The 25,148-nt window shown below is 42.6% G+C and carries 28 protein-coding genes; 24 read left to right on the forward strand and 4 right to left on the reverse strand.

Features of this window, described 5'->3' with window-relative positions; genetic code table 11:
* Positions 1 to 75: 75 nt before the first annotated feature.
* A complete protein-coding gene (locus ABZP31_RS05395) occupies positions 76 to 783 on the forward strand; it encodes a 16S rRNA pseudouridine(516) synthase (protein ID WP_005025539.1) in 708 nt (235 codons plus the stop codon).
* 61 nt (positions 784 to 844) lie between these two features.
* Here ABZP31_RS05395 and ABZP31_RS05400 read toward each other — a convergent pair whose 3' ends face one another.
* Together ABZP31_RS05400 and ABZP31_RS05405 are read right to left on the reverse strand one after the other, a co-directional pair.
* The gene (locus ABZP31_RS05400; RefSeq protein WP_005014739.1) at positions 845 to 1,159 is read right to left on the reverse strand and encodes a type II toxin-antitoxin system RelB/DinJ family antitoxin; all 315 of its coding nucleotides are present in this window, start codon (positions 1,157 to 1,159) and stop codon (positions 845 to 847) included.
* 108 nt (positions 1,160 to 1,267) lie between these two features.
* Complete coding sequence (locus ABZP31_RS05405; RefSeq protein ID WP_248134293.1) at positions 1,268 to 2,179, reverse strand: pseudouridine synthase; 912 nt, start codon at positions 2,177 to 2,179, stop codon at positions 1,268 to 1,270.
* A gap of 145 nt (positions 2,180 to 2,324) precedes the next feature.
* On the opposite strand from ABZP31_RS05405, the gene tsaE reads away from it, so the two are divergent.
* From tsaE to hfq, 4 genes are all read left to right on the forward strand, one after another.
* The gene (tsaE, locus tag ABZP31_RS05410; protein ID WP_248134291.1) at positions 2,325 to 2,801 is read left to right on the forward strand and encodes a tRNA (adenosine(37)-N6)-threonylcarbamoyltransferase complex ATPase subunit type 1 TsaE; all 477 of its coding nucleotides are present in this window, start codon (positions 2,325 to 2,327) and stop codon (positions 2,799 to 2,801) included.
* A complete protein-coding gene (gene mutL, locus ABZP31_RS05415) occupies positions 2,791 to 4,755 on the forward strand; it encodes a DNA mismatch repair endonuclease MutL (RefSeq protein WP_248134288.1) in 1,965 nt (654 codons plus the stop codon). Before tsaE ends, mutL begins: the two co-directional genes overlap by 11 nt.
* Positions 4,756 to 4,761: 6 nt before the next feature.
* On the forward strand, positions 4,762 to 5,706 hold the full coding sequence (gene miaA, locus ABZP31_RS05420) for a tRNA (adenosine(37)-N6)-dimethylallyltransferase MiaA (RefSeq protein ID WP_248134286.1): 945 nt from the start codon (positions 4,762 to 4,764) through the stop codon (positions 5,704 to 5,706).
* A 91-nt stretch (positions 5,707 to 5,797) separates the two neighbouring features.
* Positions 5,798 to 6,346, forward strand: a complete 549-nt coding sequence (gene hfq / locus ABZP31_RS05425; RefSeq protein ID WP_248134284.1) for an RNA chaperone Hfq — start codon at positions 5,798 to 5,800, stop codon at positions 6,344 to 6,346.
* 121 nt (positions 6,347 to 6,467) lie between these two features.
* Here the strand turns inward: hfq and ABZP31_RS05430 are convergent, their stop codons facing one another.
* Both ABZP31_RS05430 and ABZP31_RS05435 read right to left on the reverse strand, forming a co-directional pair.
* Positions 6,468 to 7,778 carry a peptidylprolyl isomerase gene (locus ABZP31_RS05430; protein ID WP_248134282.1) on the reverse strand — a complete coding sequence of 437 codons (1,311 nt, stop codon included), beginning with the start codon at positions 7,776 to 7,778 and terminating at the stop codon, positions 6,468 to 6,470.
* Positions 7,778 to 10,219, reverse strand: coding sequence for an LPS-assembly protein LptD (locus ABZP31_RS05435; RefSeq protein ID WP_005405323.1), 2,442 nt, complete (start codon positions 10,217 to 10,219; stop codon positions 7,778 to 7,780). Before ABZP31_RS05435 ends, ABZP31_RS05430 begins: the two co-directional genes overlap by 1 nt.
* A gap of 120 nt (positions 10,220 to 10,339) precedes the next feature.
* On the opposite strand from ABZP31_RS05435, the gene ABZP31_RS05440 reads away from it, so the two are divergent.
* From ABZP31_RS05440 to ABZP31_RS05530, 19 genes are all read left to right on the forward strand, one after another.
* Positions 10,340 to 11,353: an aminoglycoside phosphotransferase family protein gene (locus ABZP31_RS05440; RefSeq protein WP_367156932.1), complete on the forward strand. Its 1,014-nt coding sequence runs from the start codon at positions 10,340 to 10,342 to the stop codon at positions 11,351 to 11,353.
* Positions 11,353 to 12,057 (forward strand): N-acetylmuramate alpha-1-phosphate uridylyltransferase MurU, encoded by a 705-nt coding sequence (murU, locus tag ABZP31_RS05445; protein ID WP_248134277.1) that lies wholly within the window; start codon positions 11,353 to 11,355, stop codon positions 12,055 to 12,057. Before ABZP31_RS05440 ends, murU begins: the two co-directional genes overlap by 1 nt.
* A gap of 70 nt (positions 12,058 to 12,127) precedes the next feature.
* Positions 12,128 to 12,760: a 16S rRNA (guanine(527)-N(7))-methyltransferase RsmG gene (rsmG, locus tag ABZP31_RS05450; protein ID WP_248134276.1), complete on the forward strand. Its 633-nt coding sequence runs from the start codon at positions 12,128 to 12,130 to the stop codon at positions 12,758 to 12,760.
* A 24-nt stretch (positions 12,761 to 12,784) separates the two neighbouring features.
* The gene (locus tag ABZP31_RS05455; RefSeq protein ID WP_034683560.1) at positions 12,785 to 13,567 is read left to right on the forward strand and encodes a ParA family protein; all 783 of its coding nucleotides are present in this window, start codon (positions 12,785 to 12,787) and stop codon (positions 13,565 to 13,567) included.
* Positions 13,564 to 14,451: a ParB/RepB/Spo0J family partition protein gene (locus tag ABZP31_RS05460; RefSeq protein WP_005014719.1), complete on the forward strand. Its 888-nt coding sequence runs from the start codon at positions 13,564 to 13,566 to the stop codon at positions 14,449 to 14,451. Before ABZP31_RS05455 ends, ABZP31_RS05460 begins: the two co-directional genes overlap by 4 nt.
* A 44-nt stretch (positions 14,452 to 14,495) precedes the next feature.
* A complete protein-coding gene (locus ABZP31_RS05465; protein ID WP_034683561.1) occupies positions 14,496 to 15,128 on the forward strand; it encodes a MotA/TolQ/ExbB proton channel family protein in 633 nt (210 codons plus the stop codon).
* A 14-nt stretch (positions 15,129 to 15,142) separates the two neighbouring features.
* Positions 15,143 to 15,565, forward strand: a complete 423-nt coding sequence (locus ABZP31_RS05470) for a biopolymer transporter ExbD (RefSeq protein WP_005014717.1) — start codon at positions 15,143 to 15,145, stop codon at positions 15,563 to 15,565.
* Positions 15,565 to 17,292: a lipid A export permease/ATP-binding protein MsbA gene (msbA, locus tag ABZP31_RS05475; protein WP_111280912.1), complete on the forward strand. Its 1,728-nt coding sequence runs from the start codon at positions 15,565 to 15,567 to the stop codon at positions 17,290 to 17,292. Before ABZP31_RS05470 ends, msbA begins: the two co-directional genes overlap by 1 nt.
* A gap of 3 nt (positions 17,293 to 17,295) precedes the next feature.
* Positions 17,296 to 18,306: a tetraacyldisaccharide 4'-kinase gene (gene lpxK, locus ABZP31_RS05480; RefSeq protein ID WP_111280914.1), complete on the forward strand. Its 1,011-nt coding sequence runs from the start codon at positions 17,296 to 17,298 to the stop codon at positions 18,304 to 18,306.
* 9 nt (positions 18,307 to 18,315) lie between these two features.
* Positions 18,316 to 19,077: a 3-deoxy-manno-octulosonate cytidylyltransferase gene (gene kdsB, locus ABZP31_RS05485; protein ID WP_248134274.1), complete on the forward strand. Its 762-nt coding sequence runs from the start codon at positions 18,316 to 18,318 to the stop codon at positions 19,075 to 19,077.
* Between the two features lie 17 nt (positions 19,078 to 19,094).
* Positions 19,095 to 20,078: a DNA polymerase III subunit delta' C-terminal domain-containing protein gene (locus tag ABZP31_RS05490; RefSeq protein ID WP_248134272.1), complete on the forward strand. Its 984-nt coding sequence runs from the start codon at positions 19,095 to 19,097 to the stop codon at positions 20,076 to 20,078.
* An 18-nt stretch (positions 20,079 to 20,096) separates the two neighbouring features.
* Positions 20,097 to 20,438 (forward strand): PilZ domain-containing protein, encoded by a 342-nt coding sequence (locus ABZP31_RS05495; protein WP_005014707.1) that lies wholly within the window; start codon positions 20,097 to 20,099, stop codon positions 20,436 to 20,438.
* A gap of 43 nt (positions 20,439 to 20,481) precedes the next feature.
* Positions 20,482 to 21,255, forward strand: a complete 774-nt coding sequence (locus tag ABZP31_RS05500; RefSeq protein ID WP_248134270.1) for a TatD family hydrolase — start codon at positions 20,482 to 20,484, stop codon at positions 21,253 to 21,255.
* Between the two features lie 39 nt (positions 21,256 to 21,294).
* Complete coding sequence (locus ABZP31_RS05505; RefSeq protein ID WP_101162145.1) at positions 21,295 to 21,903, forward strand: TetR/AcrR family transcriptional regulator; 609 nt, start codon at positions 21,295 to 21,297, stop codon at positions 21,901 to 21,903.
* A gap of 14 nt (positions 21,904 to 21,917) precedes the next feature.
* Positions 21,918 to 22,481 carry a prepilin-type N-terminal cleavage/methylation domain-containing protein gene (locus tag ABZP31_RS05510; RefSeq protein WP_101162146.1) on the forward strand — a complete coding sequence of 188 codons (564 nt, stop codon included), beginning with the start codon at positions 21,918 to 21,920 and terminating at the stop codon, positions 22,479 to 22,481.
* On the forward strand, positions 22,471 to 22,857 hold the full coding sequence (gspI, locus tag ABZP31_RS05515) for a type II secretion system minor pseudopilin GspI (protein WP_005025576.1): 387 nt from the start codon (positions 22,471 to 22,473) through the stop codon (positions 22,855 to 22,857). The genes ABZP31_RS05510 and gspI overlap by 11 nt, the downstream gene beginning before the upstream one ends.
* The gene (gene gspJ / locus ABZP31_RS05520) at positions 22,854 to 23,477 is read left to right on the forward strand and encodes a type II secretion system minor pseudopilin GspJ (protein ID WP_248134268.1); all 624 of its coding nucleotides are present in this window, start codon (positions 22,854 to 22,856) and stop codon (positions 23,475 to 23,477) included. Before gspI ends, gspJ begins: the two co-directional genes overlap by 4 nt.
* Positions 23,478 to 23,510: 33 nt before the next feature.
* On the forward strand, positions 23,511 to 24,455 hold the full coding sequence (gene gspK, locus ABZP31_RS05525) for a type II secretion system minor pseudopilin GspK (RefSeq protein WP_248134266.1): 945 nt from the start codon (positions 23,511 to 23,513) through the stop codon (positions 24,453 to 24,455).
* Positions 24,456 to 24,551: 96 nt separating this feature from the next.
* On the forward strand, positions 24,552 to 25,148 hold the full coding sequence (locus ABZP31_RS05530; protein WP_101162150.1) for a 6-carboxytetrahydropterin synthase: 597 nt from the start codon (positions 24,552 to 24,554) through the stop codon (positions 25,146 to 25,148).

A 25,148-nucleotide genomic window follows, 5' to 3' on the forward strand; every position in this document is an offset into this window, starting at 1 on the left:
AGAGCAGATAACAATCATCAGCGCATTCTTGGTGGAACTTAGCTAAAATAAACCGATTATTTTGGAGAATATCTCATGTTGCTGGAAAAAATATTGCAATCTCAAGGCTTCGGTTCACGTAAATATTGCCAGCAACTGATTAAAAGTGGAGCAATTAGTATAAATCATGAAATTTGTGTAGATACTAAAGCAAAATTTGACCTGAAAAATTTTACTTTTAAGGTACATGGTGAAGAGTTTGAATATCGGGAAAAAGTATATATCGCATTAAATAAGCCACAAGGTTATGAATGTTCTCATCAGGCCCAATACCATTTTAGTGTATTTGATTTATTTGATCCCACTCTCCTTAATCGTGGAATCCAGTGTGTAGGCCGGCTCGATCAGGATACAACCGGGTTACTGTTGTTGACAGATGATGGTCAATTTCTACAGGCTCTGACACATCCACGTAAACATGTGGCAAAAGTATATGAGTTGATAACGGCCAACCCTATTACGCCAGAACAGATTCGATTGCTGGAACAGGGCGTAGAGCTTCGTAATGATGGTATATTTAAAGCAAGCAATATAAAGCAAACCAGTTCTAATCAGTTGAGTCTGGCGATTCATCAAGGTGTCTACCATCAGGTAAAACGTATGCTAGCTGCGGTAGGTAATAAAGTCGAAAAATTGCACCGTAGTAAAATCGGAGAACTTGAATTACCTATGCTTGCCGAAGGAGAATGGACTTATCTGGACCAGACACAGATTGAACTGGCAAAGTCGCGTATGGTGCCATAGTAAAGTCTATTCAAAAGCTGAATCTAGGTTTTATGTATATAGGTTTGGCATGAAAAAACAATCAGACTTTGTCACTTTCCCCTAAAAGAGCATTGAGCTCTTCAAATAAGTCAGCATCATTCTCATCATCTGGTTGATAGGCTGGAGAAAGGGGAGCAGTTGCGTGCTCACTTTTCATCTTACGCAATTTGGTCAGCTGTTCCATATTAATACTGGGATTTTCAATTGCGAAAGGAATAGATTTGGTCAGTACGACTTGCTTGAAAAAAAGGCGGACTGCCTGTGCTGGTGTAATTCCCAATTGCTTAAAAACTGCAAAAGCCTGTTTTTTTTCTTGTGAGTCAAGTCGGACTTGATAAACTTCCGTTTTCCGCATGAATAATAACCAAGTTAGGAGAAAGAATTTTAGCTGTATTTTAACGCTACAAAATGTATTTTCAACGCTTTATATCAAGTAAATAATTTTTTTGTCATTACAGGTAAATTACAATAGCAGTTCAAATCCTGACTGATAGGTTTTTTTAACTAAATCTACAGGATCAATAAATGTTATTTCTTTAGCTAGTAGCTGCAAGGGCGCTGTAAAATCGTTATCTGATTTGTGCTGAACGATAGGATAAAAACTGTCATTTTGAATAGGTATTCCCAGATGATTTAGATGAACCCGTAACTGATGTTGTTTGCCTGTGCGTGGCTTCAACTGATATTTTGCCCAGTGAGCTCGAACATCTAAAAGATCAATCAATGTTTCTGTATTAGACTCTCCCTCCACTATCTGCATAGTATAAAAAGGTTCACCTTTGTCGAGACGTAGTGTTAGGTTTATCGGGAAATTAAGCTCGGGCTTAAAAGGCGCCACGGCATGGTAAGTCTTTTCTACCTTACGTTCAGCAAAGAGCTTCTGATATAAACCACGTGTTTCAGGACGTTTTGAAAAAAGTACTACACCTGCAGTTTCACGGTCGAGTCGATGAATAGGGGTGAGAGTCTCTATTCCGGTTTGTTTTTTCAAACGAACCAATAATGTTTCTTGTACGTACTGCCCGGTTGGGCTCATCGTAAGGAAATGCGGTTTATCGACCACCAAAAATTCATCTGTTTCATGCAAGATGTGATGCTCAAATGGCACAGGTGTTTCCTTGGAAAGAAAACGATAGTAATAAATATGCTGATTCCCCTCATAAATACTATCAATCCTTAATTTCTGCCCATGTGTCGTATAAACCAGCCCGTCCTCGAAACGCTGCATCCATTCATTCGCATTAATATGCGGAAACTGCTGGGTTAAATGTTCATAGATGGTATTTGCCTGAGATTTTAGTGGCAGAAATACTTTACTGGCGCTAACACCATCGATCATGGGAGGTATAAAAACTGTACTAAAAGGTTTATTCATGAGAGCAATAATATATAGACAATAAGAACTGATCTTTATAAAGACCGGTCAAGATTAAAATTAATGAATATAGTATAGGGCAGCATAGGCTTTAAGGCGGGGCAATGCTATCATAATTGCAAGATTGGAACATGATGTGAGCCTTATGCAGTATACTTTTAGCCTGACTTTAAATAGTGAAGATGATACACAAAAGCTGGCTCAGGTACTGGCTCAGCATTTTAATTCAGGTGTTGTATATCTGGTCGGAGATTTGGGTGCCGGCAAGACAACACTCAGCCGTTATTTTTTGACAGCATTGGGCCATCAGGGTGCTGTAAAAAGTCCTACCTATACTTTGGTCGAGCCTTATACGATACAAGGTCGTGATGTTTTTCATTTTGATTTATATCGTCTGCATGACCCTTACGAGCTGGAACTGATGGGGATCCGTGATTATCTGGAAATTCCGGATGCGCTGTTTTTATTTGAATGGCCTTCCAAAGGTGGAAGTGAAATTCCGCAAGCTGACCTCATTATTGATATTTTAAAATCAGACGATGACCTGCAACGTCAGGTAAGTATTTCAACTGACTCGGCTGAGCTGTTTAATAAATTACGGGAAAAAATGAATGTCGCATGATGAAAGCGGTTTGCGCCGTATTCATACGCTTGATGCTGCTCTTGCAAACCAGATTGCTGCAGGTGAGGTAATTGAGCGGCCTGCTTCTGTGGTTAAGGAGTTACTGGAAAACTCGATTGATGCTGGTGCTACCGAGCTGATTATCCGGGTCGCCCAAGGTGGCAGTACTCTAATTGAAATTATTGACAACGGACGTGGAATACATCCTGAAGATCTTGCACTGGCAGTAATGCGACATGCAACCAGTAAAATCCAGTCTGCTGAGGACTTATATGCAATAGCCAGCTTGGGGTTTCGGGGTGAAGCTCTGGCTTCAATTGCTGCAGTATCGCGCTTGAGTTTATGCAGTAGTCAAGATGACTCAGGTATTGGCTATCAGGTTGAAGTTAATGGTACTGCTTTTGATCACCAGGAGATTCAGGCAGTTGCAGCACAAAAAGGGACGCACATTCGTGTACAGGACCTATTTTTTAATGTACCTGCCCGTCGTAAATTCTTGAAAAAACCGACCACCGAGTTCGGGCATATTGAGGAAATCGTCCGTCGCATGGCGCTTACGCATTTTGATGTGCGTTTCGTTCTTGAACATAATGACAGTATCCGTTTAAACCTGCCAATTGCTGATAGTGGAGAGCTGCGCTCTCAACGTGTCCAGCAGTTGCTGGGTCGCTCATTTACTGAAAATGCTTATTGGATTGATGCGCAAAGTATTAACATGCATCTTTCGGGTTGGCTTGGTCATCCATCTGATGCGCGTCCTCAGGCAGACTTGCAGTATGTCTATGTAAACGGAAGAATTGTAAAAGATAAAACCATCTCACATGCATTACGTATGGCATATGATGGTATTTTGCATGGCCATCAGCATGCAGGATACTTATTGTTTCTGGAAGTCGACCCAGAAAATGTCGACGTGAATGTTCATCCTACAAAACATGAAATCCGTTTTCTAAATCAACGTGAAGTTCACGAATTTGTGCGGCACTATGCAAAAGAAACCTTATCACAGTTCCAAACTGCAACTGCTGACCTTGCCCAGGCAATGAAAGCTGAATCAGTTATACATACCATGACTGGTTCTTTTAACCCACAGCCGCGTCACCAGGAACAGTTTCAGTTACATCGTCCGACACAGCCCGAGGCTTCAGCTCTGGGCATAGCAGCTCCCCAAACTGAAATATCTACCGAATTACTGACCGAATTTAAGGCGAGTGCACCGCGTACTGTACAATATGCACCCCAGCGGCCTTATGCCGGCTCTCAGCAGTTAAATAACGCCTTAAAGAGTTATCTGTCACCATTAAGGGAAGAGAGTACTCAAGCGCCTGTTATTCCGGCTGCATCGGTAGTATCGGATCATGTAGATGAATTTCCATTGGGAATTGCAATTGCTCAACTGCATGGTATTTATATTTTGGCACAAAATACTGAAGGTTTAATTATTGTTGATATGCATGCAGCCCATGAGCGGATTTTGTTACAGCAAATGAAATCTGCCTGGGATCAATCTGAATTCTGGATAGCACAGCAATTACTCATTCCTAAAGTTGTTTCAATTACGCGTATGCAGGCAGCACGTATTGAAGAGTTGAAACCACAACTGGAACGTTTGGGGCTGGATATAGACCAGTATGGAGATGAGCAGGTGATAGTAAGAGGTGTTCCTGCTATTTTACAAAAAGCCGACTTCACTACATTAATACCTGAACTTTTAAATGATCTTGACCCAAGTGATGAAGCGCGCGGTCTTACGCAAAAACGTGACCAGATTCTGGCTGGTATGGCGTGCCATGGAGCAGTACGTGCACATCGGCAACTTAGTCTCTCTGAAATGAATGCATTGCTTCGTCAAATGGAACAAACTGAATTTGCCAGCCAGTGTAATCATGGCCGTCCAACTTGGCGTGCGTTTCCTTTAACTCAATTAGATAAATTATTTGCTCGAGGAGAGTAGTTGTACATGTCTAGCGTACTACCCGTCATCAATTTAATGGGCCCAACGGCAAGCGGTAAGACGGCGCTGGCATGTGAGCTGTATGAACAGGGCGGATTTGAACTGATATCTGTTGACTCGGCACTAATTTATAAAGATATGGATATTGGTACAGCCAAACCTACCAAGGAAGAGCAGGCTCTTTATCCGCATCATCTGATCGATATTATTAGCCCACTAGAAGTATATTCAGCTGCACAGTTTGTGGAAGACGTCTGTCCGCTCATTGATGATATACACGCCAGAGAAAAAACACCTATACTGGTAGGTGGAACTATGCTCTACTTTAAAGCTTTACTTGAAGGTCTTTCAACTAATCTACCAAATGCAGATCAGGCTATCCGTAAAACTATTGAGCAAAAGGCTGAATACGAAGGCTGGGAAGCAGTCTATGCTGAACTATGTGAAGTAGATCCTTTAGCGGGACAAAAATTTAGAGTAAGTGATAGACAGCGTATAACTCGTGCACTGGAAGTTTTTTATATCACTGGCCAGCCTATTACAAAACTACAGGCCGAACAGCCAAAAAATTTACCATATCGTTACACATTTCATAATCATGCCCTACTACCTAATCGATTAGAATTGCATGAGCGCATTGAGAAAAGATTAAAAAAAATGTGGGAAATCGGATTTTTAAATGAAGTAAAGATATTGATTAAAAAATACGATTTAAATGAAAACTTGCCTTCAATGCGTAGTGTAGGATACCGCCAAGTAATCGATTTTCTATTAAAAAGTGATAAAACTATTAAAAGTAAACATGAAATGGAGGATAAGACCTTATTTGCAACACGACAACTGGCAAAACGTCAATACACTTGGTTACGCTCTTTGCAAGAATTACACCAATTTAAAACTTACGAGACGCTTAAGCAGGCTCAACAAGACTTGCGAAACTGTTATAGATAAAGCAAAATTTAACTACTGTCTTTTTTATAATTTTTAATTGAAAAATAAAGATAGTTTTTTGCGCTGATTTTAATTTTTTTGGAGTTATAAAATGTCTAAAGGTCAAACTTTACAAGATCCGTTCTTGAATTCTCTCCGTAAAGAACGTATTCCTGTTTCTATCTTCCTTGTTAACGGTATTAAGCTACAAGGTCATATTGAATCTTTTGACCAGTATGTTGTTTTATTGAAGAATACTGTAAGCCAGATGGTTTATAAGCATGCGATTTCTACAGTAGTTCCAGCGCGTAATCCTCGTCCTGCAGGTGCACCTGCAGGGGCTCAAGGAGCTGGCGGCTTTGGTGGCGGTCAAGGCAGTGGCTTTGGCGGCGGACAAGGTGGTGGCTTTGGTGGCGGTCAAGGCGGTGGCTTTGGTGGCGGTCAAGGCGGTGGCTTTGGTGGACAAGGTAGCTTTGGCGGTCAAGGCGGTGGCTTTGGTGGACAAGGCGGCTTTGGTGGAGGCCATCAAGGTGGCTTTGGCGGCGCTCAAGGTGGCTTTGGTGGCGGTCAAGGCGGTTTTGGCGGCGGCCAATCGACTTCAGGCTTCGATAATGACTCGAAATTTGAAGATAGCCAAGATGACGATTCCAATAATCGTTAATTTATAAGTAATAAAAAAAGCTCCTTAAAAAAGGAGCTTTTTTATTAATCAAACTTTGACTTAAAACTTTTAAGTTTAGTTATTAAAAAAGACACGGTTACCAGTGTCTTTTTTAGCTTAACTAGGAGTTACTGTCCAGATTAGGTTGCTTGATTTCAACATAAGCATTGGCACGCAGTTCACGTAGCCAGCTATCAAGCTCGGTTTCAAACTGCCGCTCACCCAGAATTTGGCGAGCCATACGTTCTTGGTATTCTTCTGTCATATCCTGCTGACGAGTATCTGTCACCTGTAAAATATGCCATCCAAACTGGGTCTGGAAAGGAGCACTAACCTGGCCGACAGGAGTGCTTTTCATTTTTTCTTCAAACTCAGGCACCATTACACCAGGGCTTACCCAGCCCAAACTACCACCGTCACGTGCTGATCCAGTATCTGTTGAAAAAGTAGAAGCTAATACTGTGAAATCCTCACCAGCTTTAAGACGATTATAAATATTATCAATCATGTGTTTAGCATTTTCTGGACTGACCACTTCAGATGGCTGAATCAAAATATGACGGGTCTGATACTGCGGGACTAATGCTTTTTGTTCACTTGTCTTACGTTCTAATACTTTTAGAACATGCACACCATCACGTGCCGGAATCAGCTCGGTAGTTTGGCCGACAGATAAGGCACTTACGCGAGCTGCAAGTTCGGCAGGTATGTCTGCTAGGCTGCGAAAGCCCATATCTACACCTTCTACCTGAACCTTAGCATCTGAATATTGCTTACTGATAGCCTGAATGTCATTGCTTGTGTTTAAAGCATTTTTTACTTGCTGGGCAATACTTTCAACATTAGCAGTCTGCTTGTCTTTAGGAGTAATCCGGGCATGAATGACATGGACCTGACTACCCAGTGCCGCCTGACCTTGTGGAGATTTCAGGAAATTCTCTACATCTTGGTCGCTGATTTTGATGCGGGACATAACCTGTTGCTGGCGAAGACGATTAATTGCTAAATCTTCAGCGATACGGTTACGTAATGATTCATATGTTCCTGGAGCCATAGCATCAAGCTTTTGCTGAAAGGCTTCTAGGGTTTTTGTGCCGGACTGACTGGCAACCTTCATCACTGCCTCATTTAAACTCTTTTCATCAGGTTTAACGTTATAGCGTCGTACCTGTTCAAGCTGGGCCTGACGCAAAATCAGCTGGTCCAAAGCCTGTTTTTCCAGAAACGCCTGTGGAGGAACTTCACGTTTCTGGGTTTCCAGCTGATGTTTAAGTTCAGCTACGCCTTGTATCAAATCACTTTTTAAGATGACACCATTGTCCACAATCGCAACAACCTCATCTACAGGTTGTGCAAAGCTTTGCATTGATGAAGAAATGACTAAGGCAAGCGCAGTGGCTTTAAAGAATTGTTTAAAATACTTTGTCTTCATTAACGTTGTGTCCAAGATTGATTAATTTTACTAAAACCTAAAACGCGACTTTCAAGTAAAGAGGCCAGTTTATTATTTAGCCCCCCTAATCCCTTGAGGGTGAACTCGGCCATAACAGCGCGTTTCGGTTTAACCCCCGGCTCATTGATGTCATCTAGATCATTATAATAAGAGCGGCCATATACTGACACGCCCCAACAGCAGGATTCATAATTTACACCGAGCAGATATTCACGTGCTACATCCTGATCAATGTCATATTGCACATGGCCCATAATACGCCAATTGTTATAAACAGGTTGTATAAACGATGCAACCACCTGATCATAGCTGTCTTGGCGGTTTGGAATATCTTTGCGGTAAAAATAGCCAAGATTGTAAAGATTGCCCTGATTACCGGTGTAGTAAACCTGAAAATCTCGCTGCGAGTTTTCACCATTAGACATCCAGGCTGAATTAGCGCTAATTGTGAAATTCTGATTCAGCTGGCTACTCAGGCTGAGTACCGGACCCGTACGTTTTTCTTGGTCCAGCTCATCCTCATTATATAAAGTTACTCTGCGGTCTTCAAAGAAGTAGCTTTGTCCTACACTGGCACGCAGTCTTTCCAAACCTATCTGATCCATCAGGCTGTATGTTACGCCCAGAGAAAGAAAATTATTGTCTTCTAAGCGGTCATGTCCATAAAAGCGGTAAGGATTGAACAACTGGTCATAACTGATAGAGGCTGTAGTCGTATCAAAGTTTGGATAATCATTCTGATCTTTATACGGCGCATAAGCATAGAAAAGGCGCGGAGAAATACTTTGCAGGAAAGTTCCTTCTTTTTCAAACAATAGGCCGGTATCAAGTGTAAATTGCGGTACTGCTACACTTTTTGTCAGAGAATCTGCTTCAATACCCCGGTCTTCACGAGAGTCGCGATCATAGAAAGTGTTAATAGAGCGGAAAGATACTTCCGGAATTACAAAAGACCATGGATTGCGGTAGTTGTAACGAACCGCAAATTGATTATAGATACGGGTACCACTACTTTCCAGAACATCTGAATCATCATTAATTGATTTTTTAAAATAGCCGGTATCATTGTTGAATTCATACTGTAGGCCCTGAGGATTTCCCCCGACGTAATTCAACAGGAATTGAGGAAGTCGAGCGTACGGCCGATCTTCATCCTTAATGTCTTTATCCAGTGTCTGAAAGTCTTCGACCTTAAGTTGAGCTTTCAAGCCTGGAATCTGATTACGATAATTAATTACCCAGGCGCGGCGCTGGTTCAGATCGGTTTTGCTGTTTGGACTTGAATCCAGGTCAGCGAAATAGTCTTTATCAGAGACATAATTATATTCAAGATTAGTTGACCAATACGGGTTAATGACCCAGTCATGTAAAAAATGGAATTCTTTACGGTCTTCATCGTTATATTCTTTATCAGAAGGAAGATAACCTCCCCAAACACGCCCCTCACCGAAGTTTTCAGTTAAATAGCGGAACTCTCCCTCAGCCATAGGGCCACGATCAGCAAGATAGCGTGGTGTAATGGTCGCATCATAATTTGGTGCAAGATTGAGATATACCGGAACAGAGAGCTCTAGTCCACCGTCATTTGAGAAACCGAACTGGGGGTTTAAAATACCAGTTGTACGCCGGTCATCAATTGGGAAATTGAAGTAGGGCACAGCCAGCACAGGTGTATTTTTTACATATAATTTTGTTCCGGTTGTTACCCCGCGCCCGGTCTCCTGATTAAGCTCGATCCGGTCAGCCTGCAGCCTCCAGGCTGGTGCTTCACCTGGCGGGCAGGTGGTATAACTGGCATTACTGAGTATTGCAACTGTAGGGGAGGTTCGTTCAATTTTCTCTGCATGACCATGAGCATGCTGTTGCTCTGCAATATAAAAACTATTGTTCAGGTCGCCCGTCTGTGTTTTGAGGTTATAGTTAATCTGGTCACTTTGTGCTAGCAGCCCACCTTGAGCCAGTTGTACCCGACCTTGTGCATTCGCATAGGTTTGTGTCTGGTCAAGAGTGACTTTGTCTGCACGAATGCTGCGCCCCTCTTGATCAATTACCACATTACCTTCAAGTGTCGAATCACCTTGCGGATTGTAATAGCCATAATCAGCAGTAATCACAGAGGTGACCTTGTCTGGATCAGGTGCGTTATTGTCCGGACTAACTGGTGTAATCCATGTGCCCTGACAAAATGCAGAACTTAAGGCCTGAGTATTTCTTAGTTGTGCCTCAGGTGCACTTTTATCAACATAATATTGTTCAAAAAACTGTTGCCCTGGGTAAGCTTCATTAATGCTTTCTTTGAGCTGGTTATTGCTTACTGTTGAAAAGGGTTCTGACTGCTCTGCATAACTTGATATGGAGCTACCACATAAAAGGGTCAAAATAGCAGTCGCTAAAGGATTAAATTTAAACTTATGCTTCATTTGTCTCATTAACCAAGTATGCTTTTCGCAATTAATTATTGTGGCATCATAGAGAAAAAGTGCAGAACTAGCTACACTTAATCCTTTAAAAAACTCAGCCTGTTTTAGATTTTATTGCAAATGAATACACAACGTGAACAATTGATACAAACATGGATTACAACTGTACTGAACTCGGATGAGTTTGAGCTTAATTTTTTAGCAGGTGATGCCAGCTTTCGCCGCTATGCACGTATAAAATATCAGAATAAAAGTTATATGCTCATGGATGCGCCGCCAGAAAAAGAAGACTGTGCTCCATTTGTTCATATAGATGAATTTTTTGCTGCTCATGGAGTGCGGGTGCCGCAGATTATGGCAAAAAATCTGGAACAGGGATTTTTACTGCTGGAAGATTTTGGTGATGTATTGCTTTCTACCCTGCTAAATGAAGAGACTGTAGATCAATATTATTTGCAAAGTTTCAAGCAACTGGTACAGCTGCAATCAATTGACGGAAAAGGCCAGTTTCCGCTTTATTCTCAGGAAAAATTACTGTCTGAAATGCGGTTGCTGACAGACTGGATGCTGCCCGCCTTAAATATTGTACCCTCTCCGCAAGAACAGAAAATTATTGATCAGACATTTAAATTTTTATCTGAAGCTGCTTTAATTCAGCCACAGGTGATCGTACATCGTGATTTTCATAGCCGTAACTTAATGAAACTTGAAGATGGGCAAGAGCTAGGGATTATCGACTTTCAGGATGCGGTAATTGGTGCAGATACTTATGACCTGATCTCCATTACCCGTGATGCTTATGTACAGTGGCAACCAGAGCGTGTATATCAATGGTTCAAGACATTTTATGAGCTTTTGCCGACCAGTACAAAACTGAACCGTACCTTTGAAGACTTTAAGCGTGATGCTGACCTCATGGCCATTCAACGGCACATTAAAATACTAGGTATTTTTGTGCGTCTGTTTGAGCGTGATGGTAAGGCGGGTTACTTAAAAGATCTCCCGCGTGTGATGTGGTATCTGTTAGAAGAAAGTCAGGGCTATACTGAACTTGAAGCGTTTGTGGAATTTATACGTCAGCGTGTGATGCCTGCTTTTACCCAAAAATACGGAATATATGAGGTGGCTGCCTGATGAAAGCAATGATTCTGGCAGCGGGTCTGGGTAACCGGATGCGGCCACTCACACTGACCACGCCCAAGCCTTTACTGGAAGTTGGTGGAAAGCCACTTATAGTCTGGCATCTTGAAAAATTACAGCGTATCGGTGTTCGTGATATTGTCATCAATACGGCATGGCTGGGTGAAAAGCTCGTTGATGCTCTAGGTGACGGTTCAGCCTTTGGAGTCAATATCCTCTGGTCACATGAGGATGAAGGACTGGAAACGGCTGGTGGAATTATCAATGCTTTACCTCTGCTGGGTCATGAGCCGTTTATTCTGGTCAATGGTGACGTCTGGACTACGATGGATTTTGCGCCTTTGCTGCAGACTGAGTTAACTGGACATCTTGCACATTTGGTACTGGTTGACAATCCGCCTCAGCATCCTCAGGGTGATTTTATATTATCTCAGGGGCATGCTTATACCTTTGCACAGGCGAAATCTGGTGAGGCACTGACTTATAGTGGTATTGCTGTTCTTTCGCCAGAGCTGTTTGTTGGGCTGGAACCTGGTAAGCGTCCACTTGCTCCGCTATTAAAAGAAGCTATGCAACAGCAGCAGGTGAGTGCTGAAAAAATGCAGGGAATCTGGGTCGATGTGGGTACACCAGAGCGTTTGAATGCTCTAGATCAGCAAATTCAGCAGGGCTTGTATGACCAAATGCATAATCACTAGTCATTAGATACTGTGTCATGAACTAGAAATCGGTATACTTCACTTAATTTTTCTGAGATGTTGCTTGTTTATGCATCCGTTTTTCCAAGAGTTAAAACAGGGCAGTCAGGCCTTGGGGCTAAGCTTGAATGATGAGACTTTAGGTCTGTTGCTGCAGTATCAGGATGCACTGGTACTCTGGAATAAAGCCTATAATCTGACAGCAATCCGTGACCCGAAAGAAATGCTGGTAAAACATCTACTGGACAGTTTAAGCATCTTGAAAGATCTGCCGTCTGGACGTCTGCTGGATATTGGTACCGGAGGTGGCATGCCAGGCATGATTATTGCCTTGTGTCAGCCAGAACGTGAATGTGTATTGCTAGATTCAAATGGCAAAAAAATCCGTTTTCTCAAACAGTTTATTGCTGACCTGAAACTAAAAAATGTGATTGCAGTGCAAACCCGTGTAGAAAATGAAGAAAGTATTCATGAGCTTGGCCAGTTTGATGTGATCACCAGCCGTGCATTTGCGTCACTGACAGATTTTGTGTTCGCTTCAGAACCTTATATGCATGGCGGAAGTGTGATTGCTTCTATGAAAGGGTTAGTTCCACATGAGGAAGTCGCTGCTCTTGCAGAAAACTTTTCTTGCCAGATTATTGAACTGCAAGTTCCACGTCTGGATGAACAGCGGCATCTGCTTTTATTAAAACGTATTTAAAAGATTTTTAGGATTGGGGTTAGCATGGCTCAGATTATTGCGATTGCAAACCAGAAAGGTGGCGTAGGAAAAACCACAACTGCCGTCAACCTGGCAGCTTCTCTTGCAGTATTAAAAAAACGTGTATTGCTGATAGACATGGATTCACAGGGCAATGCGACGATGGGCTCTGGTGTGCAGAAAAATGATCTGCTTTATTCAGTTACAGATGTACTGCTGGGTGAAGTATCCATTGAAACGGCAATTACCAAAGCAGAAGTAGGTTATAAAGTTCTTGGGGCCAATCGTGACCTTGCTGGGGTAGAGCTGGCGATCGCTGAACAGCCAGGCCGTGAATATATTTTGCGGGAAGCTTTAAAAGATATTGAAAAGTCTTATGATTATATCATTGTTGATTGTGCGCCTAGTCTGAGCTTGATCACCGTTAATGCGCTTGCTGCAGTGCAGGGTGTCGTCATTCCGATGCAGTGTGAATATTACGCGCTTGAGGGACTGGCAGATCTCACGCAGACAATTGACCGTATTCAGCAGGCGCTTAATCCTGACCTGCAAATTGTGGGTGTATTGCGTACCATGTATGATGCCCGAAATGCCCTGACCCGTGATGTTTCGGCTGAACTGGAACAGTATTTTGGCAAAAAACTCTACGAGACGGTTATTCCACGTAATGTTCGACTGGCTGAAGCACCAGCGCATGGTTTGCCTATCATTTATTTTGAGAAAAGTTCTAAAGGTGCAGTAGCTTATTTGAATCTTGCAGCCGAAATTCTTAAAAAGACCAAGCTAAAAAAAGGAAGTAATGCATGACCACCAAAAAGCGCGGATTGGCCAAAGGCCGTGGTTTAGATGCCTTACTAGGTTCGATTCAAAAAGAGAAGTTGCAGCTAGAAGCTCAATCACTGGATCATGGACAGCTTAAACAGATTGATGTGCATCTGCTTAAGCGGGGTGAATACCAGCCGCGCCGTTTTATTGAGGAAAAAGATCTGCAGGAACTGGCCGCTTCAATTGAGAAGCATGGGGTTATGCAGCCGATTGTTATACGCCCGGTTGATGATGAAAAGCGTCCCTATGAAATTATTGCAGGAGAACGCCGCTGGCGTGCAGCGCAGCTGGCGGGGCTGACTGAAGTACCAGCAATTGTTCGTGACTTAAATGACCAGGTAGCAATTGCGCTTGCCTTGATTGAAAATATTCAGCGCCAGGATCTGAATCCAATTGACCAAGCAATAGCATTACAGCGTTTTCATGATGAATTCGGTTTAAGCCATCAGGAAATAGCCGAAACAGTAGGCAAGGCCCGTACTACCGTAAGTAACCTGTTGCGTTTGCTGAGCCTGGCTGAGCCAGTAAAAGACTTTATGCAACAAGGTTTGCTGGATATGGGACATGCGCGTGCAATCCTGACCCTAAAATCTAAAGATCAGCTAAAAGCTGCTGATACCGTTATTGAAAAAAGTCTTTCAGTCCGTCAGACCGAGCAACTGGTGCGTGAGTGGAACACACCAAAACAGGAAAAAAATAAAACGTCAATGTCAGCTGATCTTGAGCAGCTCACCCAGCGGCTTTCTGAACGTTTCAGTGCAGATGTCAAAATTGATTACAACAAGCAAGGTAAAGGAAAACTGGTGATCCATTATCATTCGCTTGATGAGCTTGATGGTATCTTGAATATCTGTCTGGCCGATTAACAGTTTAAAAATATAAAAAGATAGTTTGATTTGGGGTATACAGCATGTGGGAACTTGTTAAAGCTGGCGGCTGGCTAATGCTGCCGCTCGTCGTATGTTCTATTTTTACCATAGCTATTACATTGGAGCGCTTTATCCGTTTAAAGCGCTCTCAAGTGATTCCTGTAGAGCTGATTTTACGTCATCTCCAAGATATTGCTCCAGTAATCGACAGGTTAAGCCATGCCCCAAACCTGCAGGCTAGCACTTTGGGGCAGATTCTGCTGGCAGGCTATGCGAGTCGGCAAGAAAGTGAGCAGTTTGCACGTGCCCAGATGGAAGCGAAAGCCTCTCAGGAAATTGGGTATTTGGAAAAGAATATTAATTTTTTGGGTACCTTGAGCGCAGTAGCCCCATTACTTGGGCTGCTGGGTACGGTGCTGGGTATTATTGAATCTTTTCTGGTGATTGATCTAGGTACGACCAGTAACCCGGGTCTTATGATACCGGGTATTTCTAAAGCCCTGATTACCACTGCTGCGGGTATGCTGATTGCTATTCCTGCATTATTCGCCTATCGATTCTTTCAAAGACTGGTACAGGAATATGTGGCTGAGCTTGAGCAGCAGTCAACATTATTTCATGCAGCATTGTTCTATAGTAGTACAGCTGGTTCAGAGCTGCGAAAAGTCGGCTAAACAGGTCAAATATCATGAAATTCAAGCGCTCTCAAGTGGAAGATATTCAGATTAACCTGACTCCCATGATCGACTGCCTATTATTTATTCTGGTATTTCTGCTTTTGTCTACGACATTTAATCAGCAAAGCCGTCTTAACCTGACCCTGCCAGATGCACAGGGTGTTCCACCAAAACAATACGATCAGAAAATCGAGGTTATGGTAGACTCTTCCGGCCATTACGCAGTCAATGGGCAAGCTTTGTCCAGTAAAGAAGTGGCTGATTTAAGCGCAGCAATCAAGCAGGTTGCTGAAGACCGGCGTGATTTGATGTTTATTATTGCGGCTGATGCCAAGGCTACCCATCAGGATGTAATCCGTGTGATGGATACGGCCGGACAGCTGGGCTTTGTAAATGTCAATATTAGTACCAAGCTCCCTACCCGAGGTTATTAGTGAAGCAAGATTTTAAAGTTTATGCGCGTCTCCTGTCTTATTTAAAGCCTTACTGGGGGGCAGCTTTACTTGTACTCGTCGGTTTTGGTATTAATGCTTCTACAGAGGTATCAGTTGCCAAGCTGCTTGAATATATCATTAATGCTATTCAGCACCAGAACCAGCAGAATTTAAACTGGTTTCCATTTCTGGTTATTATCTTGATTTTTTTCCGTGGATTGGGGCTATTTATTGGCGGCTACTATACAGCTGTCATCTCACGTAGTCTGATTTTTCAGATCCGGCAAGAGGTGTTTGCCAAACTATTGCGTTTACCTGCCCAGTATTATCTGGACAATAACAGTGGCCAGATTACTGCCAAAATCATGTATAACGTGGAGCAACTTACAGCTGCTTCTTCTGAATCTTTAAAAACACTGGTTCAGTACGGTTTTATTACATTAGGCCTAATTGGTTATCTATTATATACCAACTGGCGTTTAACCATCTGTATCTTGATTTTCGCACCACTGATTGGACTGTTGATCCGCAAAGCGGCTAAACGGATGCGCAAGCTTTCCGTACAGGTGCAAAATACGATGGGTGATATTAACCATGTTGTACAGGAAAGTGTAAATGGTAATGCAGTCGTAAAAGGATTTGGTGGGGAGACCTTTGAGCAGGAGCGTTTTTATCATCATTCTAATGAAAACCTGAAACGTGGCCTGAAAATGGTCATTGTACAGCAGATGAATAGCCCAATTGTTCAGCTGATCATGGCAATTGCAATGAGTATTATCATCTGGATTGCTTTGCGCCCACAGGTTCTGGGTAATACTTCAGCAGGCGAGTTTGTCGCCTATATTACAGCGGCCGGATTACTGGCTAAGCCGATCAAGTCTCTAACAGATATTAATGAAAAGTTGCAGCGGGGGATGGCCGCTGCCTATTCAGTATTTGAATTACTGGATATGCCTGAAGAAAAAAATACAGGTGATTTAAAACCTGTACTAAAAGGCAATATTGAATTTAATCAGGTAAACCTGACTTATAGTGATGGCTCACAGGCTATTTATGATTTTAGTCTTAATGTAAAAGCTGGTGAGACAGTAGCATTAGTTGGACGTTCTGGTGCAGGTAAAAGTTCTCTGGTGAATTTGCTAGTACGTTTTCAGGAAGTCAGTTCCGGAAAAATTTTACTAGATGGCATCGATATTCAAAAAATCGAACTGACAGCCTTGCGTTCTCAAATCGCAATGGTAAACCAGCAGGTCGTACTATTTAATCGTAGCGTGCGAGACAACATCGCTTACGGCCAGCTACAAGGGGCAAGTGAGGCTGAGATCATTGCAGCTGCAAAAGCAGCCTATGCCCATGATTTTATTATGAGTTTGCCGCAAGGTTATGACACCATTCTGGGTGCACAGGGACTTAATCTTTCAGGTGGTCAGCGTCAGCGTATTGCAATTGCCCGTGCTATTTTAAAAAATGCCCCAATTCTAATTCTGGATGAGGCTACCAGTGCACTCGACAATGAGTCTGAGCATTTCATTCAAAAAGCCTTTGATAAGGCTATGCAGGAACGGACCACTATTGTTATTGCACACCGTTTATCTACTATTGAGAATGCAGACCGGATTGTGGTTATGGATAAAGGCCGTATTGTCGAGCAGGGTAACCATCAGGAACTGATGCAAAAGCATGGCGCGTATTATCAGTTGCATCAGCGTAATTTTGAGGAAAACTGATCCATGTCAATGGCCCGGTTGATTCAAGATGCGTGGAATAAGCAGGCTACTTGGCTGATTATTTTAAGACCATTGGCATGCTTGTATCGTGGAGGATTTTTGATAAACCGCTGGTTCTATCAGACAGGTTTAAAGAAAGTCTATCACTCACCTGTGCCGGTTATGGTTATTGGCAATATTACCGTGGGCGGTAGTGGAAAGACACCACTGCTGATTCATCTAGTCAAATATTTGCAGAGTAAGCAGGTGCGAGTGGGGGTGATCAGCCGCGGATATGGAGGCAAAGGACCATTTCCAGCACAGGTTTCTGTTCACTCCACACCTGAGCAGGTTGGTGATGAACCTTGCCTGATTGTACAGTCGACCGGTATAGCAATGGCAGTAGGCAGCAACCGGCAAGCTAATATTGAACTGTTATTGCAACATCATTCGCTTGATCTGATCATTAGTGATGACGGGCTGCAGCATTGGGCATTGGGCCGGCAAATTGAGTGGATTGTACTGGATAATAACCGTGGCCTGGGCAATGAAAAACTCCTGCCAGAAGGCTACTTACGCGAACCGAAGAGCCGTCTGCAGAAAGCTACTGTAATTGAACATGCTCAGCATCCTCAGTCTGTATTTAATATGCATCTTGAGCCCGGGCAGCCTTATTTGCTTAATCCTGGTGCAGGAAAAGAGCAGAGATTTGATGCCACTCTGGAATTTCATGCAGTGGTAGGTATCGGTTTTCCTGAGCGCTTTTATCAGACGCTCGCTTCACTGGGCATTAACCGGATTTATCATCATGCCTACGCAGATCATCATGATTACCAGCTTAAAGATCTGGAATTTGGTGACTTGAAACCGCTAATTACTACTGAAAAAGATGCAGTAAAAATCCGACAGCTTCTAAAGAGTGTTCCAGAATTTAAAAGACAGATTTGGGTCGTGCCGGTCGATGCGATATTATCTTCTGCCTGTTATGCACTGCTGGAACAACAGCTTGGTCAATATGATATACAGATTTCTTAAGGTCTTTTTATGAAACACATCGTCATCCCTGCACGTTATGCAAGTTCACGTCTGCCGGGTAAACCGCTTCTGGAAATTCATGGACGTCCAATGATTTTACGTGTGGTAGATCAGGCCCGTAAAGTTCAGGGGTTCGATGATTTATGTGTGGCAACTGATGATGAGCGTATTGCAGAGGTGTGTCGGGACGAAAATGTGGATGTGGTGTTAACCCGTTCAGATCATCCATCAGGTACGGACCGCTTGAGTGAAGTTGCACGGATCAAGGGTTGGGGAAGTGATGATATTATTGTTAATATTCAGGGTGATGAACCTTTATTGCCGGCTCAACTGGTACAACAGGTTGCACAGCTATTAATAGATCAGCCCCAATGTTCAATGTCGACTTTATGCGAGCCGATTCATGAGCTTGATGAGTTTCAGCGTGACAGTATAGTTAAAGTGGTAAAAAGCCTTCATGGAGAGGCTTTGTATTTTAGTCGAGCCACTATTCCTTATGATCGTGATGCTGCCCGGCAGACTATACCGCAGTTACATACGCAGGCTTTTCGTCATCTGGGGCTTTATGCGTATCGTGTGAGCCTGCTGCAGGCTTATGTAGGTTGGAATATGGGACTGCTTGAAAAACTGGAAAGTCTAGAGCAGCTGCGTGTACTGGAAAATGGCCATCGTATTGCAATTGCTGTTGCTATGGCTAACTTGCCACCGGGTGTAGATACTCAAGCTGATCTTGACCGGCTAAATGCATTGGATATTTCCTATTTTGAATAACTGCTGGAACAAGTAATATGGAAAATGTTCTTGAGCAATCCCGGATTTATCCTTGGCAGCAACCAGTATGGGAAACACTGACACGGCGTTTTCCTGACATCGGTCATGGGCTACTGTTTTACGGCAAATCCGGCTGTGGTAAAGAAGCTTTTAGCCGGCATTTTCTCGCCTGGATACTTTGCCAAAATAAACAAGCTCAAGGACCGTGTGGGGAATGTAGTAGTTGCCAGTGGTTAAAATCAGATACACATCCCAACTATGTACATATTTCGACCGATGAAGAAAATAAAAAACAAAATGCTAAAATTCGCATTGAAAAAATACGTGATTTACAGCCTTTCGTACAGCAAACCGGTGAGGGCTGGCGCGTTATAATGATTGAGCCAGCTGAAGCACTCAATATTGCTGCGGCAAATGCATTGCTTAAAACTTTGGAAGAACCGGGGGAGCGCATTGTCATTATTTTACTGGCTGATCATTATTTAAAGTTACCGGCAACTATTCGCAGTCGACTGCAGCACTATGCACTGGATCGAATCAGTACTGAACAGGCAGAACAGTATATCCGTCCCAACTTGTCTGACCTGAACCAGCAAAATTTGCAGCTTTTAATGAATCTGTCTAGTGATATGCCTTTACAGGCATTAGAGTTGGCTGATTCTGCATGGTTGCCGAAGCGCCAGGAATTTCTTAAGGATTGGGAAAAACTGGTAGCTCAAAAAAATATGCCGGTATTCTTTGCGTCAAAATGGCATAAAGAGCTGACATTTCCTGAATTTATCACTATGTTTGAATACTTGTTGTGTGATCTGATTTGTGTCAAGCTAAATCAAAACCTGAAGAATTTTGATCTTAACCTGAAGCCAGTTGCTGAACATTATTCGCTTGATGTTTTATTCGAAATCTATTCAGATCTGCAAAAATCCAAGCAGCTTACTGAGCAGAATGTACAGGTTAACTTGGTTCTGGATCAACTGTTCATCAGGCTGATGAATGTTTAAGACTTAAGGGGAAAGTCGATGCAACCACGTATGGGCGGTATTATTCAGGTGAATATACCTGACCGGGCAACCTTGCAGGCCAGTTATATGGGTTTTGTTCAGGGTGGTGGCCTGTTTATTCCATCACAACAGCCAGTAAAAATGGGTGAAGAGGTTTTTGTGCTAGCTACTTTGCCTGGACAAGCTCAGAAAGTACCCTTGACTGGTAAAGTCATCTGGATTTCCCGCAAACAGAATGGAATTCGACCTCAAGGTTTCGGAATCCAGCTAAGTGGCGAGAAAGGAATTTATTATAGAAGTGAAGCTGAAAAGCTGCTTGCCGGTAGCCTGACTTCAGATCGTCCGGGTTATACCGTCTAAAACTGTCGATTTTTAAGCTCACTGGTTGTTATAGGAAAAAATTGTGTTTGTAGATACTCATTGTCATTTAACCCTGCTGGACCTGTCGCCTTATGATGGTGATATTGATCTGGCCATTCAGGCGGCAAAAGATGCAGGGGTATCAAAAATGATGAGTATCTCGGTAAATCTGGATGACCACATTGAGCTTTCGCGAATTGCCACCCGTCATCCCGAGTTGGGCTATAGTGTAGGTGTGCATCCTTGTGAAGATGCCACAGTTATGGCGCGTGCTACGACTGAATATCTGGTTAAGCTAGCCCAGGCAGAAAAAGCGTGGGCGCTTGGTGAAACCGGTCTCGACTATTTTCACAGTACGGATTTTATTGCTGAACAAAAAGAATGTTTTGCCCGTCATATTCAGGCTTCAAAAATAGTAAAAAAGCCAGTAGTTGTACATACTCGCTCGGCCAAGCATGATACGGTTGATATTATTCGTGCCGAAGGTTCTGAACATGGAATTCTGCACTGTTTTACAGAAGATTGGGAAACTGCCAAGGCAGTCTTGGATTGTGGTTACTATATTTCTTTCTCGGGTATTGTATCTTTTAAAAATGCTCAGGATTTGCGAGATGTTGCTAAACAGGTTCCACTTGACCGTATTTTGATTGAAACGGATAGCCCATATCTGGCGCCAGTACCTTATCGAGGTAAATCTAATGAACCAAAATATGTTCCATATGTAGCCAAAGCCTTAAGTGATGTATATGATAAACCGCTTGAGGAGATTGCTTTCATAACAACACAAAATTTTGAAAACCTCCTTAATTCAAAGTAAATACACATTGAAAAGCAAAAAGAGAGTAATCGGGTGAAGATGGATCGTCAGGCCCAGTTTCGGGCAAGAGAAGCATTAATATTTCAAGTGGCAGAGCAACTCCTGTTGGAAAATGGTGAGTCAGGCATGACACTTGATGCACTGGCGGCAGAACTCGATTTAGCCAAGGGTACTCTATACAAGCATTTTCAAAGTAAGGATGAGTTGTATATTCTGCTTATTATTCGCAATGAGCGGATGTTGCTGGAAATGATTCAGGATAGCGAAAAATCTTTTCCTGAACACTTGGCTTTTTTCATGTTGCATCATCTGCATCATCCGGAACGTACCGTACTTTTTCATCAGATTGAAGAGCGGCTTTCGATTACCGGACAGGGAATCCACCATCTTTTTAGTGAGCTCTATCAGATCCGTAAACAGCGAATGCGTATTATTATACGCATGACCGAAAACTATTTGGAATCCATCGGCAGTATCATGACAGTGCGTGACTATCTGGCTTCGATCTGGTCACTAACACATGGCGCGGCAGCAATTTTAAATTCAAGTTTTTATCAGCGTTATCTGGGGTCGCGTGATACTTTAAGAGTGGCCTATATTGATCAGGCTTTGGCACTGCCCAAGCAGGTTAATGAACAATATGCCTGATATGGAATAATCTAATGATCCGTTCATCTTCATCTGCTCATTATGGTTTTACCTTAATCGAACTGATGGTGGTCATTGTGATCATTGGTATTACGACATCTCTTGTTATAATGAATTTGGATGGTATTGATCAGCGCAAAGCAATGCAGGCTAGGGAAGTTTTTTTACTGGACCTGCAGAAAATCAACCGGGAAGCCAATGACCAGGCACGTATACTCGCACTTGAAACGCGCTCAGCTACTGATGTAAATACTTTTGTTTATAACTTGCTCGAATATCAAGCTACGGCTGATATGAAAACTACTACTGGGTTTTTAGCTCCTGCACCAGAAAAATGGCAGAAATATAGTGAGTTTCCTTCCCGACATTTGCCCCCAAATGTCAGCTTTAGTATTCAGCCTCTCGATCATGATTTTCAAAACGCCAGTAATGAAGAGTTATTAGGAAGCCGAGCACCTAAACTGATCTGGCTGGGAAATGGAGAAGTGAGGCCTGTACGCATCCAGTTCTATCTGGAGCAAAGGCCGGTAGGCCATGAAATCGAAATTGATTATTTAGGTAAAATTAGTGAAACCTAAAGGCTTTACATTACTTGAAGTTATGGTTGCGCTAGCAATTTTTGCGACAGCAGCAGTTGCCCTGACAAAAGTAGCCATGCAATATACACAAGCCACCTCAAATGCAATTTTAAGGACAAAAGCGCAATTTGTGGGTATGAATGAAATTGCTCTCATGGAAATGAATCAGGCGTGGCTACAGGGAACAGAGTCTAAACAGGTAACATCTCAAGGTGAAACCTGGCAAATTGACAAACAGGCAGCTTCCACCATCAGTCCAAATGTACAGCGTATTGAAGTACAAATTAGTCTGTTTAATACAGAGCAGGGTAAGGTTGAAAATGGAATTGCGACCTTGGTGTTTTTTAATCATCCACTCAAAGAAAATACTTCATGAAATATAAACGGGGTTTTACTCTGGTGGAGCTGTTGGTCGCGATTGCGATTTTTGCAGCACTCTCTGCGCTGGGTTGGAAGGTCTTTAATTATCTGATCAAAGTAAAAGAACGAAATAGTATACATGAGCAAAATCTTGCCCGGTTACAGGAAGCTTATCAGCAAATCTTACGTGACAGCCTGCAGCTGATTCCATTAACTGCAAATAATGGAGGAGAGTTGCGTCCTGCACTTGAATTAAACGATCAGCATTTTATTTTTAGTAAAGCTGGTGTAACTGATCCTTTGGGCCAGGGGCTGGGGCCTTATGAGCGGATCGAATATCAATACAGTAGTGCAGACCAGAAACTGTACCGGTTAAAATATCAAAACCTGAATACTCCAACCGCTATTCAGCCCCAGTCAAGTGTGCTTCTTGATCAGGTCGAGCAATACCGGATTAGCGTCTTAAATCCTGCTGAACTAAACAGATGGCCTGAAGGCGTATTAGACCCTGCTTCCCAATCAGAACAGCTTAAAATTCTACCGCGCGGTTTTAAAATCAATCTGACTATAAATGGAACTGAATACGAATGGATTTACAGCCTTTTAAATACAGGTGATTTAAAAGAAAAACAATAAATCCATCTTAAAAGTAAAAAACTGGGGATTACTATGCGGCAGCAACAGGGTATAGCACTTATTACTATTCTGATGATGGTTGCCTTGGCAACCATTGTGGCTGCCACTATTGCCAAGCGGCAAAGTCAGACAGCAGATAATACCGCTTACCTGATGCGACAGGACCAATCTTTACTCTATGCAAAAAGTGCTGAAGCATTTTTCTCTGAAATCCTGCAACAAGACAAAGAAAATGCTGGAGATATTGATCATTTACAGGAAATTTGGGCACAGCCTATGCCCGCCTTTCCCGTAGAAGACGGTTATATTTCAGGTCGTTTAAAAGATGAAAGCGGAAAGTTTAATTTAAATAATTTGGTTAAGGCAGATGGTACGGTTAATCCGGATGCTCAGGCCTGGTTTGAGCGCTTGCTGATCCGTGTTGGTCTGCCTGCCGAACTAAGCCAGGCAGTGATTGACTGGCAGGACCCAGACGATCTGACTATAGGTGCTATGGGCGCAGAAAGCAGTTATTATCAAGGTTTGAATCAACCTCATCTTACTCCCAATACCCGGTTTTTTAGTATTGAAGAGCTGAAGCAGGTAAGAGGGTTCGAAGGAAAAAAATACCAATTGATAGCGCCTTATGTAAGTGCATTACCAGCAGAGACCAAAATTAATATCAATACAGCACCTGCTTTGGTTCTTGCCAGTATGGATGAGAAGCTTGATCTGAATGCTGTCACAGATGCTTTGCAGCGTAAGCAAAGTAATATGGAATACTTTAATGCTATAGGCGATTTGTGGGTACTTGAGCCATTCGATCAGATAAGTGCTACGAACAAAGCACAAGTAAATCCATTGCTGGATATAAAGTCAGCTTTTTTTAAAGCTGAAATTGAAGTACGGCTCTCAGAACGTAAACGGCAGTTCACAACATACTTTAAACGCGATGAAAACCGGATCTATGTATATTTTCGAAGTCTTGCCCCATTTTAGACTGCATGAATTGTGAGCAGTTATAAAAATAGCTGCGAACTACTTTACTTTTGCTTTATAATTAAAAATATTTGCAGTCAATTACCTATTCGGCGCATGTTAATTCGTAAGTTATTTAAGTTTGAAAACGCCCATATCGTGCGAAATTGCACCTCGGATCGCTGTAAGCGTTCGATTCATGGCCATAGCTACAAGGTTGAATTGTTACTCAAGGCTAACCGGTTGGATCATGGACAGATGGTCTATGACTTCGGCCTGTTAAAAGGGGTGATTAAAGATCTTTTCGACAGTTTTGACCATGCCATCTGTTTTTGGCAAAATGATGACCAGGAATATATTGCAGCGTGCAAAAAATTTAGTGCGCGCTGGATAGCTCTGCCTGTTTCACCCTCTGCTGAACAGTTTTCGCGTGTTTTCTTCTTTCTAGCCCAGCAGGTTCTAAATTCAACCGTTACCCAGAACGGGGAAGGTGATGTTGAGGTTTACTCGGTAATTGTGCATGAAACAGATACAGGCTATGCACAGAGTTTTCAGGAAGATATAGAAAATAAGCAAATGGGTTTATTACAGCTTGAACACATCGAATTTTCTGAACAGGTTCAGCAAGAATGGGCCGATCCGACCATGTATGAAAGATTGAAACAGGGTTTAAAATTTGAAAATCCTGGAGTTGAGCTGCAGGTCAAGCTTTAA

The organism is Acinetobacter sp. FL (genome assembly GCF_040744925.1).
In the GTDB taxonomy this organism is placed as follows: Bacteria; Pseudomonadota; Gammaproteobacteria; order Pseudomonadales; family Moraxellaceae; genus Acinetobacter; species Acinetobacter radioresistens.